Annotated in this window: 7 protein-coding genes; 2 read left to right on the top strand and 5 right to left on the bottom strand. The window is 59.7% G+C overall.

Going from position 1 to position 14536, the window contains the following annotated elements; translation table 11 throughout:
• Window positions 1-40 precede the first annotated feature (40 nt).
• Window positions 41-850, bottom strand: a complete 810-nt coding sequence (locus IPP88_23875) for a DUF11 domain-containing protein (protein MBL0125567.1) — start codon at window positions 848-850, stop codon at window positions 41-43.
• 50 nt (window positions 851-900) lie between these two features.
• Here IPP88_23875 and IPP88_23870 point away from each other — a divergent pair, with 50 nt between their 5' ends.
• Window positions 901-1185 carry a hypothetical protein gene (locus tag IPP88_23870; protein MBL0125566.1) on the top strand — a complete coding sequence of 95 codons (285 nt, stop codon included), beginning with the start codon at window positions 901-903 and terminating at the stop codon, window positions 1183-1185.
• On the opposite strand, the gene IPP88_23865 is transcribed toward IPP88_23870, so the two are convergent.
• The 4 genes from IPP88_23865 to IPP88_23850 are packed head-to-tail and all read right to left on the bottom strand — an operon-like array spanning window position 1152 to window position 14077.
• Window positions 1152-1796: a DUF11 domain-containing protein gene (locus tag IPP88_23865; protein MBL0125565.1), complete on the bottom strand. Its 645-nt coding sequence runs from the start codon at window positions 1794-1796 to the stop codon at window positions 1152-1154. The two genes, IPP88_23870 and IPP88_23865, sit on opposite strands and share 34 nt — an antisense overlap.
• Before the next feature lie 21 nt (window positions 1797-1817).
• A complete protein-coding gene (locus IPP88_23860) occupies window positions 1818-2066 on the bottom strand; it encodes a DUF11 domain-containing protein (protein ID MBL0125564.1) in 249 nt (82 codons plus the stop codon).
• On the bottom strand, window positions 2063-7708 hold the full coding sequence (locus tag IPP88_23855) for a DUF11 domain-containing protein (protein ID MBL0125563.1): 5646 nt from the start codon (window positions 7706-7708) through the stop codon (window positions 2063-2065). Before IPP88_23855 ends, IPP88_23860 begins: the two co-directional genes overlap by 4 nt.
• A 33-nt stretch (window positions 7709-7741) precedes the next feature.
• Entirely contained in the window at window positions 7742-14077 is a 6336-nt protein-coding gene (locus IPP88_23850) for a DUF11 domain-containing protein (GenBank protein ID MBL0125562.1), read from the bottom strand.
• A gap of 65 nt (window positions 14078-14142) precedes the next feature.
• Between IPP88_23850 and IPP88_23845 the strand changes: the two genes are divergently transcribed.
• Window positions 14143-14430, top strand: coding sequence for a hypothetical protein (locus IPP88_23845; protein ID MBL0125561.1), 288 nt, complete (start codon window positions 14143-14145; stop codon window positions 14428-14430).
• Window positions 14431-14536: the final 106 nt, after the last annotated feature.

The following is a 14536-nucleotide window of genomic DNA, read 5'->3' as shown; positions in this document are numbered from 1 at the left end:
TGGTGGGGTCGCCGCCACCACCCACTTTTTGCCGGGTTGGTCAGCGTGCCGGTGGTGCCGGCGCTGATGCCCGGCGTGAAGCTGAAGATGCTGTTGCCGGCCGCAGCGATGGCGGTGGCGCTGGTGCAGGTGATGTTTGTCCGGCGGCGGTACAGCTCCAGTTGGCCGCCTGGGCGCCCCCCAGCGTGACCGCGCCCGCCGCGATGGTCATGCCCGCCGGCAGCACGTCGACCACGGTGATGGTGCCGCTCGTGGCTACGTTGCCGCTGTTGCTGACGGTGAGTGTGTAGGTGGTGGTGCCGCCAGCGGTCACGCTGGCGCTGCCGTTGCTCTTGGCCAGCCCCAGGCTGGGCGCGTTGACCGTGTCCGGCCCATCGACAGCGCAGCCTTCGCTCGGCACATTGGTGCCGGTACACACGCCCGCCGTGGCCGGTGTCGGCGCCGCCGGGTTGGTGGGGTCGCCGCCACCACCCACTTTTGCCGGGTTGGTCAGCGTGCCGGTGGTGCCGGCGCTGATGCCCGGCGTGAAGCTGAAGATGCTGTTGCCGGCCGCAGCGATGGCGGTGGCGCTGGTGCAGGTGATGTTTTGTCCGGCGGCGGTACAGCTCCAGTTGGCCGCCTGGGCGCCCCCCAGCGTGACCGCGCCCGCCGCGATGGTCATGCCCGCCGGCAGCACGTCGACCACGGTGATGGTGCCGCTCGTGGCTACGTTGCCGCTGTTGCTGACGGTGAGTGTGTGGGTGGTGGTGCCGCCAGCGGTCACGCTGGCGCTGCCGTTGCTCTTGGCCAGCCCCAGGCTGGGCGCGTTGACCGTGTCCGGCCCATCGACAGCGCAGCCTTCGCTCGGCACATTGGTGCCGGTACACGCCCGCCGTGGCCGGTGTCGGCGCCGCCGGGTTGGTGGGGTCGCCGCCACCACCCACTTTTGCCGGGTTGGTCAGCGTGCCGGTGGTGCCGGCGCTGATGCCCGGCGTGAAGCTGAAGATGCTGTTGCCGGCCGCGGCGATGGCGGTGGCGCTGGTGCAGGTGATGTTTTGTCCGGCGGCGATACAGCTCCAGTTGGCCGCCTGGGCGCCGCCACGTGACCGCGCCCGCCGCGATGGTCATGCCCGCCGGCAGCACGTCGACCACGGTGATGGTGCCGCTCGTGGCTACGTTGCCGCTGTTGCTGACGGTGAGGTGTAGGTGGTGGTGCCGCCAGCGGTCACGCTGGCGCTGCCGTTGCTCTTGGCCAGCCCCAGGCTGGGCGCGTTGACCGTGTCCGGCCCATCGACAGCGCAGCCTTCGCTCGGCACATTGGTGCCGGTACACACGCCCGCCGTGGCCGGTGTCGGCGCCGCCGGGTTGGTGGGGTCGCCGCCACCACCCACTTTTGCCGGGTTGGTCAGCGTGCCGGTGGTGCCGGCGCTGATGCCCGGCGTGAAGCTGAAGATGCTGTTGCCGGCCGCGGCGATGGCGGTGGCGCTGGTGCAGGTGATGTTTTGTCCGGCGGCGATACAGCTCCAGTTGGCCGCCTGGGCGCCCCCCAGCGTGACCGCGCCCGCCGCGATGGTCATGCCCGCCGGCAGCACGTCGACCACGGTGATGGTGCCGCTCGTGGCTACGTTGCCGCTGTTGCTGACGGTGAGTGTGTAGGTGGTGGTGCCGCCAGCGGTCACGCTGGCGCTGCCGTTGCTCTTGGCCAGCCCCAGGCTGGGCGCGTTGACCGTGTCCGGCCCATCGACAGCGCAGCCTTCGCTCGGCCATTGGTGCCGGTACACACCGCCGCCTCGCGCCGCCGTTGGGGTCGCCGCCACCACCCACTTTTGCCGGGTTGGTCAGCGTGCCGGTGTCCGCGCTATGCCCGCGTGAAGCAAGATGCTGTTGCCGGCCGCGCGGGGGTGGCGGGCAGGTGATGTTTTGTCCGGCGGCGGTACGCTCCAGTTGGCCGCCTGCGCCCCCAGCACCCCCGCCGCGATGGTCATGCCCGCCGGCAGCACGTCGACCACGGTGATGGTGCCGCTCGTGGCTACGTTGCCGCTGTTGCTGACGGTGAGTGTGTAGGTGGTGGTGCCGCCAGCGGTCACGCTGGCGCTGCCGTTGCTCTTGGCCAGCCCCAGGCTGGGCGCGTTGACCGTGTCCGGCCCATCGACAGCGCAGCCTTCGCTCGGCACATTGGTGCCGGTACACACGCCCGCCGTGGCCGGTGTCGGCGCCGCCGGGTTGGTCGGGTCGCCACCACCACCCACTTTGCCGGGTTGGTCAGCGTGCCGGTGGTGCCGGCGCTGATGCCCGGCGTGAAGCTGAAGATGCTGTTGCCGGCCGCAGCGATGGCGGTGGCGCTGGTGCAGGTGATGTTTTGTCCGGCGGCGGTACAGCTCCAGTTGGCCGCCTGGGCGCCCCCCAGCGTGACCGCGCCCGCCGCGATGGTCATGCCCGCCGGCAGCACGTCGACCACGGTGATGGTGCCGCTCGTGGCTACGTTGCCGCTGTTGCTGACGGTGAGTGTGTAGGTGGTGGTGCCGCCAGCGGTCACGCTGGCGCTGCCGTTGCTCTTGGCCAGCCCCAGGTTCGGGGCGGGCAATACCGTCAGGCTCGCCGATGCAGTATTCCCATTCAATGGGCCTGCGGCTGAAATGATTCCGGAAGTATTGTTGTATGTGCCGACAGCTGGAGCAGCTACGACGACACTCAATGTACATGAACTGTCGGCCGGAATGGACGCGCCAGAAAGTGTAATCGAGGCGGCGCCACCGGTGGGTACGAAGGTGCCGCCACACGTGTTGGTCGAAACGACCGGCGCTGCAATCGTCATTGCAGCCGGCGCCACAGGAAACGTATCCGTGAACGCAACCCCGGTCATCGATGTGGGCGTGCCATTGGTGAGGGTAAATGTCAACGTGCTGTTCAGGCCCAGCAGGATTGGGTTGGGGCTGAATATCTTGGCAATGGCTGGCACACCGACCGACAGGATTGCGTTCGCACTGGTACCTGTGCCCGCGTTGCTGGTCGTGACTGCGCCGGTACTGTTGTTGTAATTCGCGGAAGCGGCGGAAACCACGGACACCGTAACCGTACAAGATCCGTTCGCCGGTATGGTGCCGCCCGAGAATGCAAGCGAGCCCGGGTTGGTCGCGTTCGGCGATGCCGTAACCGTTCCGACTGGACAGGTACTTGACGCGCCTGGAACAACAGCGTTGCGTAAATTTAGCGGGTAGGTATCAGTAAATGCGGCGCCTGTAATTGCCGTTGAATTGGGATTGGTCAGCGTGATCGTCATCGTCGCGTTTTCGTTGACGGCCACTCCGGTTGGCGAAAACGCTTTCGCGACTGTCGGCGGCAGCAGCACAGTTAACGTTGCGCTCGCGGGATTGGCATTCGAGCCTCCACTCGACGTTAATCCCAGCGCCGGGAAGGTATTGACGTACGTGCCGGCGCTCGAGGAAGTCACATTGACAGTGACGATACAAGTGCTGTTCGCCGGGATGGTTGCGCCTGAAATTGCTACAGAGGGGCCTGATGCGGCGGCTGTCACGGTGGCGAGCGGACAGGTCGTCGCGCCAGCCGGCGCTATGGCATTCAGCATGCCAGCCGGATATGTGTCCGTGAAACTGGCCGCAGTCATATTCACCGAGTTCGGGTTTGTGAGCGCAATGGTCAACAGCGACGTGCCATTCTGGGCAATGACCACCGGAGCAAATGTTTTCACCACTGTCGGTGCGGCCTGTACCACGAGTGTCGCGATATTGCTCGGCGCGCCCGGCGTCGGGAAGCCGGCGTAAGATGCGCCGCTGGATTGATTGTTGCTCGTGCCCGCCACATTACTGGTGACCGAGATCGTAATGGTGCAACCAGCCACCGGTACGTTTCCGGCTGTGACAGCGAAATTCGTGACGCCGATCGCCGCATTGCTGACGACACTTGCGCCGCATGTACCGCCAACAATCGCCGATGACATGCTCATGCCCACGGGAAATGCATCGGCGAATGCCAGGCCGGTGATCGCGCCACCCGTTGGATTCGAGATGGTGAAGGTGATGGTGGATGTGCCACCGTTGGCAATCGTCGTTGGTGCGAATGCTTTGGCAATCCCCAATCTGGCAACGCTGAGAGTAGCGGTGGCCGTGGTGCCAGTCTGCGCGGGAGCAGTAGATACCACCGTTGATGTCGTATTGACATAGTTACCTGTCGCGGCAGCAGTGACATTTACGGTGATCGTGCAACTGCCGTTTGGCGCGATGGTCGCCCCGGCTGCGGGATTGATGCGAATACCAACGTTGCCGACGGCAAGTGCGCCGCCGGCAGAATTCTGTAGCGTGCCGGCAGTGCTGCCTGCCGTACAAGTATTGGTGCTCGTATTGTTTAGCAGTGTCATCGGCCCCGGCGTTCCAGGTGGCGCGCCAGCGACTGGGAAAACGTCTGTAAAGGAAACGCCCGTCAGAGCGCTCGGATTTGTGCCCGGGTTGGAAATAACAATAGTCAGGACAGAGGATCCGCCGCTTGCAATCGCTGCCGGCGTGAAACTCTTGTTAATCGTGGGCGGGGTCAACACATTCAAAGTGCCGCTGGCGGCAAGACCCGGGGGAGTATTGGCAACGGCGATCGGGCCGGTGCTATTGATATAGGCGCCGCCTCTGGGCGGTACGGTTGCAGTGGCAGTGACGTTTACATCAATCCGGCATACGCCGGCATTGCCAATCGACAATCCGCTCAGGGTCAGCGAGTTGCCGTTCGGCGCGGCGGTCACGGTACCCAATGTGCAGGTCGATGCAACCGGCGTGATGACGGCTCCCGGGGTCGCGGTATTTACCAGTCCCGCTGGATAAGTGTCCGTAAAAGAAACGCCGGTTATCGGTGTTCCCGCATTGGTATTGGTGATGGTGATTCGCATGACGCTGGAGCCGCCGACGAGTATCGGGTTGGTCACGAAGGTCTTGGTAACGGTGGGCTCGGTGAGCGTGGTAACCGTGAGAACAGCGGCCGCTGCGGTCGGGTCGGGGGCATTGTCAAATGTTGCGACGAACGCGGGATTGGTCTTATTTCCCGCGGCATTGGCGCGGACGGCACTGGTGACGGTGCAAAATCCGCCCGGCGCAAGCGTCATGTTGGACAGGCCGATATTGCTGCCTCCACTCGCGCCTGTACCACCAGTCACCGTTGCAGTCGAGCCACCAGAGCAATTGAGTGTGACCGACGCGGCCGTCGTGTTGACCAGGTTCGCCGGGTACGTATCCAGAAACACAGCGCCAGCCCTGTTAATCGTCGTTGTCGTATTCGGGTTGGTAATCGTGATGGACAACTGGGTGACGTCATTGAGGTTTACCGGATTCGGCAGGAACGATTTGACAATCGTCGGCGCCGCGACGACGGTATAGCTGGCAGTTGCCGGATTGCCGGGCACCGCATCACCGGTACGAGTCACGCCACTCGTTGTATTGGTAAAAATGCCGCCTATCGTGCCGGATACCTGCTTGGTGATAGTGCAACTTGCACCTATTCCGAGCGCCCCACCGGTGAGCGTGAGGGTGGTTGTCGCACTTGCCGCCGTCACAACTCCGCCGCATGAATTGGTTGCCGCGAGCGCAGTATTTGCCAACCCACCCGGATAAGAATCAGAGAATGCAACGCCAGCGACGGCGGCACCCGTGTTGTTGGTGAGCAAAAATGTGATGGTTGAGTTCTGCCCGACTTCTATCGTTGGTGCCGAGAACGCCTTTGTGATTGATACTTTGCCGACAAACAATGTTGCCGCGGCGGTCGTGCCGGTGCCGCCGTTGCTTGAAGAAACGTTTCCGGTCGTATTCACGAGGCCGCCCGCCGTCGTGCCCGTCACCTGGACCGTTATTGTGCAGCTACCCCCTGCCAAAATCGTCGCCGTCGGGCTCATCCCAATCGTGTTACCAAGGGCCACGCCACCGGTCAATGTTCCGGGCGTTGATCCGCCGGTGCAGACGACATTCGGATTCGGCGTCGCCGCATTGGTGATGCCCGCGGGATAGGTGTCAGTAAATGCGACGCCCGTTAGCGTTACCGGGTTCGCCGCGGGGTTTGAGACGACTACCGTTAGCGTCGAAGTTCCACCGACATTGATGACCGCCGGGCTGAATGACTTTGCAATGACTGGTGCCGCAATGACTGAGCCCGACGCTGAGGCACTCGTTGTCGTAAAAGATAGGCCCTGCGTCTGACCGCTGTAAGAGACCGTAGCCGAATTTGTGATTTGCGTTCCCGCCGGCAATCCTGCATTGACGGTTGTGTCAAAGCTTATCGATGTCGCCTCACCGAATGCCAGGTTTCCACCGGCGAGCGCGGTTGCGCCCGTTCCCAAGCGAAAGATCACGCAAGGCGAGGCGACTGGCGCACAGGTTGCCGGGACATTTGAAAACTCAGCCTGATCGTCCAGGTTAATGTCTGTCTTTGGGGTAACGCTCGAATTGGCACCGGTGACAATGCGCAACGTTCCCGGTACGTAGGTTGTACCCACTGGTATCGCATCTTTTACGATCAAATTGGTGCCGGTATCCTGCCCTGTATTCGCCATCGCGATGGTCCAGCGCATGATGTCGCCAGTGACTAGCGGGGCGCCGTTCAAATCCTGAACAGTCTTCGTGACGTTTTGTGTAATGATCGGAACATACAAATCGGTGGCGAAGGTCACAACCACGGGGTGGTAGTTTTCACTTGGCGCCGTGAGTTGCAATGTAGCGGAGGTTGCGCCGTTGGGCACGACGCCGGTCGGCACATTGACGCGATCAATATCTGTTCCAAAATTATTGATGAAACTTGGGTTGCGACCCGGTAACTGCACGCCGTTTTCGGAAAGTACGGAGTTGAAGAAGTTGGTCGTGATATTGAGCGAATCAGTCAGCGCCGTGCCGTTTACCGAAAAACCGTCACCGGTAAGTCCGAGATCACCATCAAATCCGGCGGCACCAACGCGCGTGGTTACCGGACCGGAGAGCGGCGTCAAAAAACCGCTAGGCACGATCGTGATGGGGTTCGCGTTGTTTACCAAACCATAGCCGTCATAAACAACGAGGTTTTTCAGCGTCTCCCCGTTATTCTGGTAAACCACGGTCAAAACCCAACCGGCCCAATGAGCAAGCCCAAGGGTCCTCTGAACATTTGCGACGGTATACACGCCGTTTCCGGCGCCAGCGACGGCTGCGGTCACATCCGCAAAACCACTATAGTTGTTGGCGGCGCCAGTCGCCGTACTGACCACCGATGCAGTCACGGTTGAATAGCCAAATGCGCTGGGCGATTTCAACAGCACCTGACCCCTCTGTGCGCTCGTCGATTCACCGGCCCAATATAGCCCGGCGAAAAGGACAGTTGACGCAGGCGGCATGCTCAGGGTAGCCGCGGACGAATTAAACGTGGTCGCGTCCCCGTCGATATCGATGTCGATCAACGCAAAATCGTTGTTGTTCAGTCCGGTGCCGTTTGCAAGACCTTGTTGTGCAAGCGTGCAATTCGCCGATGCAGGGCACGTCATCAAGGCGTTGCCAATGAGCTTGATATCGCCATTCGTGTTTGTCGTATAGCGAATCGCAAATGGCCGGGTAATCTGGGCGGTTGCCTCAAGCGACGAAGCGCATAGTGCCGTGAACACACACAGCCAAACAAAGAATCGGGTGCGGACGACCAAGTCACGACCCGCGTGGAGCTTGCCCCCCAGGCGCGGATATCCGGAAGCGATTTCGTGGATGATATTTCTTAAGGTCATTTTCGCTTGAGCTGGCGCCGCCGGTGCGGGCAATCAGACTCCCCCTCTTTGTTCAGTTGTGCCCAATACCGGCTTGGCACCGGCATTTGCATTCATGCCACTGGCTTCTTTGGTGGCAACGGATTTGCCCGATTTGCCGGTTGCAAACAAATCCTCGTCAAACTTGTACCGCAGCCGTACGAAGGCACCTTTGCTGGTGTATTCGCCCGAAGCGAGATCATCATCTCGATAGCCGAAGAAATTGTATCCACCCGATACCCAAAGGTTTTCCATGACCAGGTAGCCTAACTCGATGCCAACGCCGTAGTGCCGGGATTGCGTCCTGTCGCCAACCATGCCCGACGCATTCACGGAAACATCCCAGCGCGGCGCTATATCCCAGATCGCGCGACCGGCGATGAGCTGGGCATTGTTCTTGGATGCCAGCCCATTCGATTTCTCGTTGACCCACTTCGCGGCGTAGCGACCGGAAAATGTAAAGGGACGTCGCGGTTGCCAGTTGGCATGGATTGAAATCAACTCAACGGTTCGTTTCAGTTCAATTCCCACCTGTGTTGCGTCATGTTCGGTGCGATGCTCCACCCGACCAAGGGCGTTCCACTTGTCGCTGTCGGTGTCGCGATAGGCAAGCCCCAACTGCAGCCGATCCTGTTCGTTGTCGCCCGTGCTTTGCCCCTTGTTCCTTATCAGCGAATAAGTATTGCGCCCCAGGAAGGTCCAGTCACGATCAAGCTTGGCGGCACCGGCTACTGTCGACAGGATTGAATCGCTGTTGTGGCTGGTCCGCAACTCGAGGCGCGTCGAGCCCTTCCAAAGCGGATTGGCGGTGTATTCGAGGCCAAATGTCGCCGCCGTCGCTTCGGCATCACCCTTGCCCGACAAGGCATGAACGCGCTCGAACCCTGTATGCAACTGCACGCCCGGAGACAATGTCCAGAGATTGCGCAGGCCAAAAGCCGCTTCTGCGTCACCGCCCGAAATCGCGTCTCGAATCCGGTATTCACTGAATACGCTGCCATCCTTCATGTAATCGGCATTTACGCCGACGACGGTGGAATTCTGGCGCTGCTGACTATTGAGTCCATACGGGCCGGTCAATGAGGAAATGAATTCGTGCCGCGCGTAAATTCGGCTATTTGTCCCAAGGCGATAATCTGCGCCGACCGCCGCAATCTTGCGGGAAGAATCCTTTACGTCCACTTCCGCTTCAACATATGCGGCGGCATCCTTCGCACCAGGAATCTCGCCCGTCACCCGGGCACGAATCGATGTCACCTCATTGGGCATTTGCGCAGCGCCAGCCACAGCCTGCAATGGCTGCGACGGCTGCGATTCACGCGCATGCCGGATGCCGCCTTCAATGCGTAATCCATTTCCGAGCGTGCGCTCGACGCCAAGCATGACGCCGTCGCGTTTACTGCGTGTAACGATATCTTCCGTGTGTAGCGCTTCACCTTGCACGCGAGTTTTCTCGTCCAGCTTGTAGGCTAGTTTGCCGCCCGCCTCCTGGCGACCGTTCGTCAGGCTGGCGCCCGGATTGTCGAAGCTTGCCTCTGCTCGTCCCGCGTAGAGACTGACATCGAGGTTCCCACTGGCATGCCGGAACTCGATGCGTTGCGCGTTTCCTTGTTTTTCCCCCTGCGCCAAAGCGCTGGCGGTGCTGGAAGTGCCGGAAAAAATCTCACGCCTGGTCTGCGCAAGCTCCGCAATCAGGAAAGTCTTGTCCGCAAGCCGTCCGATGGCATTGACACCCGCCATCCGGAATTTATCCAGCGGATTGCGATCGTCAACAATCATCGCGCCGACTTCAAGTTTCTCGGTAATCTTGACCTGGACATCTGCGCCGGTCACCCAGAACTGCTCGCCGCCTTGGTCAACCTCGTAGGTAATGCGAACGGAGACAGGATTCAAATCCTCGTCCAGACTGGCAATTGGCGATTTGAAGAGAATTCGGCCGGTAAGAGGTTCGAGTTCGTAATCCACAAATCTGGCCTGCGGCAATGCACGAATGATCACCGACGGCTGGTTGCGATTGCGCGTCAGGAGCTCGATTTTTTCACTATTGATCAGCCCACTAATTCTGGTCAGCACAAACGGTCCTGAAGTGCCGTTTGCCGGGAACTCATCGACAACCTGTTTGGTCGAGTCGCGACTTGCAAAAACGTTCGCACTAACCTGGCCGCTTTCAAAATGATGCTTTACGCCGGTAAGTGAGCGGCTGTAATTCGACAGCTTGCGCGCCTCGCTCAACTGCGAAGTATTGAAATCGCCGTACAGCAGGTAGGATTTCTGCTTGTCAATTCTGACGTAGAACCTGCCCGTCGATTGCGCATCAAATCCACGCACAGAGGAATCGCCGTAGATTGGATAGAACTCGTCCGGCTGAATATCCCGGAACAATCTTTCCTTGGTATTTTTGTCGGAGTCATAGGCAAGCGTCAGCAGGTATTCGCCCTTGACTTTGCCTTTCAAGAACATTGCAGCACGCGCCGCGGCGTCGCGGTTGCCATCCCCCCACGAACGCGACAAATGGGATATTTCCTGTTCAAACCCATCCTGTGCGCGTGCTGGCGCAAAGCCGCGCGTGTCAAACTTGCGGAGATTCAGTACGCCTTCAATGACGCCTGCCGCAATCATTTCTCGCAGGTCAGGCAGAAAATCAAGTTTCGCTTCAGCATGGAGGTCCCCACTGGCCACGCGCAGTAGCGACTCGGACGGCTCAGAGGGAGAAATGAGCTCGAATTCGCCGCGTCCACCCTCAATAAACGACTGGACGCCCGGTTCATTGGGATTGAGGTCATCGACTGACCAGCGGCCCGCTGTGGCGGAAAGACTGACCACTGTGCGCGATGTTACCGGCACATTATTCACGTCGGCCAAGCGAATGACCACCTTGGCGGGCGTTCTGCCATCCGCGATCGCGCCGCCTTTGACATTTGGAAATTCGATTTTCAACTTCGCCAACGCACCGGGCGCAATGACTTTGATGGTTTTTTCGCCACGCGCAATACCGAAAGAATCGAATTGCCTTACCGCAAGGGTATTCTCGCCAACGGCCAGTTCAATTCCGACGTATTCCCACGCCTGCAATTGCTTTTCAGCAAGTGACGCCTTCTTGCCAACACGATCGTCGGCAATCTCTTTTCCATTGACGAGGAGCTTGAAGGTGGTACCGGCAACACCTTTCACGCGCACCGTTGTCTGGGAAAACGCAAGAATACTGGCATCCTTGATACCGATAAATCCCAGCGAATTGTCTTCCTGTGGCAGTACATTCTCGAGCAGGACCTCGGGTTCTCGCGCCTTGCGCTCGACGATTGGTTTTGGTGAACTCTCAGGCAGCGGACGGAACAGTGAGTCAAATCGTGGCGCTGGCGCGCTATACGTATTGGTCGAAGTTGCCGAATCAACGGATGCTCCCAAGGCAGCCGGAGCGGCGATATTTGCGGTCGGTGCAGTCGTACCCACGATACCTGACGCGGGAAGCGCCTTGATGTCGTTCGAGGCGCGCAAGTTCGGATCAGTTTCAAGTCTCTGCTGCAGGCGGCCGTCAAACTCATTCTTCAGACTGGCAGCGGCAGCACGGCGCTGAGTGATTTCCGACAACACGGCTTCCGAACAGGCACCAATTGCAAAGTTCGCCTTGTGCAACTCGCCATTCTTCAAATCAACAATGCGACTATCGCCCTTGCCCAGATTGCGGCTGGACAAGCTGACTAGATCTTTTAGCTCGACGCCTACAGGCACCGTCGTGCGATCGATCTTGAGTACATGCGTGTGCGCCAGAAGCCCGTAAAAGCTGAATTTGCCCTCTACATCCGTGATGGCGTTGGTGCCGTCTTCCAGATAGAGTCGCACACCCGGCACACCAAATTCACGTTGCGTGGCTTTTTCATCCGCAGATTGGACGCCGTCTTTGTTGCAATCTGCAAACACTTTGCCAACGATATACGCCCGATCCGTAAATACGCCGCCCGCCACGGTAACTTTAGCGGTCGCCACGTTTGACTCGCTGTATAGCGTACTGCCACCACCCAGGCGATAGCTCGCCACCACACGGTTGATACCATCACCCTGCAACGCGCCCGGACCAACGCGCACTCGATAGGTGAACTTGATCTGCTGGTCTTTGGTCATTCGCCCGAGATTGAATACCAGCCGAGGACCGCTACCGCCTTGAGGGTCGGCAATTCGTTGGCCGTCCCTGCGAGCTGCACCTGGCGCATAGGTAAAACCTGCGGGTAGCGTGTCGGTCAGCAACACATCGCTCTGGTTGAGCGCGTAGCCGGTATTATTCTTGACGTCCACGCTGTAATCGAGAAATTCGCCGATCTCGACAAATGATCTCAAGACAGTTTTCTGCACGAACAGGCCGCCTATCAATCCCCCGTCAACCGGAACATCAACGATGACGGGGCCGGTATCCGGCCCCACGCGGAAAACTCCTCCGTAGGAGCCCCCGGTCGTCGGGCCAGTGGCGATTACATTCCGTCCTGGCGGGAGTTGCGAGAACGGGACCGTCGATGCCCACGTATAGCCGTTTGGTGGCGTGACGAGAACGCAGTAATCACCCGGCGACACGAGAGGGAAATCGTACCGGCCATCGGCGCCCGTAAGAACTACGTTCGGCGCCGGTACCAGCACGCCGCCTACGATCGTGCTGACACTTGCCGGGGTAGTAGTGCACTTGCCGCCACTTGCCGTCACTAGCCGCACCGTCGCGCCGGCAATCGGTTGGTTGGTATGACTATCAAAGACGACGCCGTTTGGATCGACCAAAGTCACGGTCGTGGAGATTTTCTTGCCACAGCCAGTCAGTTCAACGTCATAGGTGTCGTAGGGCCGTCCTTCCAGAATCTTGTCACCCGGCACGACGGGCGGCAGGCGAATATTCATCGGCTCCGCGACAAATAGCCCGGTGTCGGGTCCCGTCTCGACCGCAATGATTTCCTCGCGTTCACCATTGGGGCCGGTGATCACGATCGTGCGACGTTCAATGAGCGTCGGATCGAGATTGCACGACGGCGCCTTTGCCCGCAAATAGAGCGGCTTACCAATGAAACCCCACACGGTGGGCCGGAGAAATCCGGGATCTATATACCCGGTAATTTCATCGGATATGTCGCCCGTGGAGCCATTTGCGACCGTGGTTACGTCAGTAACCGTCAAAACGCCGCTGTTTCCACCGACAACGCGGAAATTGGTCGTATTTCCCGAACCATTCGGCGCGCCCAAGGGAGCACTGACGCGCGTCAGGAACACCACGCGTCCACCGGGCGGCACAGTCAGGGTCGTCGCGGGTGTGACCGCCGTATCGGTCGCATCAAGCACCCCGACAATAGATTGGCCGCCCGCAAGGGCGTTGTCCACATATACCTGGGCAATCCAGCCGGCGGAGAGGTTGCTCAGGAAATCGGCTGGAATAGTCACGGTCTCAGTGCAATTGCCGACATTTGTCAAGACGTGGGTGTACACGATCGAGCTACCGGGAGCGACTCGGCCCGAATTGTTGGGTTCAAGCACCATGCGGCAAAGCGCGCCGATGGTAGTCACGCCATCGACATCCGATGCCTTCACCAACGGATTCGTCACGGATTGCGCATTCTTGGTAACCGAGTACGGCCCCCCTGAAGAGCCATTCGGCAGTTGTGCTTTCAGGACAATTTTGTACGTCCCGCCCGCGGGAACAATGCCGGTATCGGGAGTTCCGTTTCCGTTGGTATCGGCCAGTGGCGTAACCCCGTCAGACTTGAACAGCTTAAATACCGTCCCGCTCGGAAAGTTTGAACCCGCCAGGGAAATGTCAAAGGCATCGGCACGCAAACCATTGTTGGTCAACAAGTTGTCAAACGTGACCGTGCTGCCGGGCTCAACACTTGCCAGTGTCATTCCGCGCAAGGTAACAGCCTCGGTCCCGATCACGCGGAACTCGCTGATATTCGAAATCGTTGGTGGTCCCGTTTTGCCCTCGAAGTCAACGAAAGAGACCTGGGCGATATTCTTCAGTACCGTATCAACGGGAACGCCAGGCGCAATCGTGATATCGAACTCAACCAGGCCCCACTCGCCCTGCTCCAACCGCGAGAATCCGACGCTGACTGCATTGCCGGTTGCGATGTACGTCGCACTCGCGCCATGGGCGGTAAAGGCTCCTGAAGTGCCGGACAAGACTATCGGGGGCGGATTGCCGGATGGCAGCACCCGCAAGGACCCAGGAACCAGCAGCATCCCAGCCGGCAACGTGTCGGTCACGGAGACATCGGTTTTGCGACCGTCTACATGACTCACGTTCAGGTATCGGAGCCGGACGGTATAAGCGCCGCTTGGTGATGCACCCATATCCGTGCTGAACGACTTGATCAGCGCCATATTCAGATTTGGTTTGCCTGGTACGGTTGGCGTCGACTACAACCAAACAACGGTTGGTCACGCCATTGACGATATTCGCGATACCGCTAATTGACGCCGCCCCATTGGTAAAGGCAGCCGGATTGCTCGAACAGTCACTATTTAAAAGTGCCGGGCTGCTATTGGTTACGCCATTGATGGCGATCAGGCAGCTGGCCGTTCCAACGCTCATCGCGCCACCGGATACGCCAATCGTTGACGGCGCGGTCAGCACGACCGACGCAGCGCAACCTGCACCGGTGACAGATGACGTCGCCCCTGTCGTTAATCGCAAACCGGCCGGCAGCGTATCGATGAACGCAATACCCGATTGAGATGGATTACCGGCGGCGTTATTCAGTTGGAAGACAAGGCTGACGCTGGCGCCTGATACGATCGATGGCGCCGAATAGCTCTTGGTGACTACCGGCAGTGTCGGTA

The organism is Betaproteobacteria bacterium (assembly GCA_016720925.1).
In the GTDB taxonomy this organism is placed as follows: Bacteria; Pseudomonadota; Gammaproteobacteria; order Burkholderiales; family Usitatibacteraceae; genus UKL13-2.
Note: the sequence above shows the minus strand (reverse complement) of the source record. Positions and strands in the feature narration are given on the sequence as shown.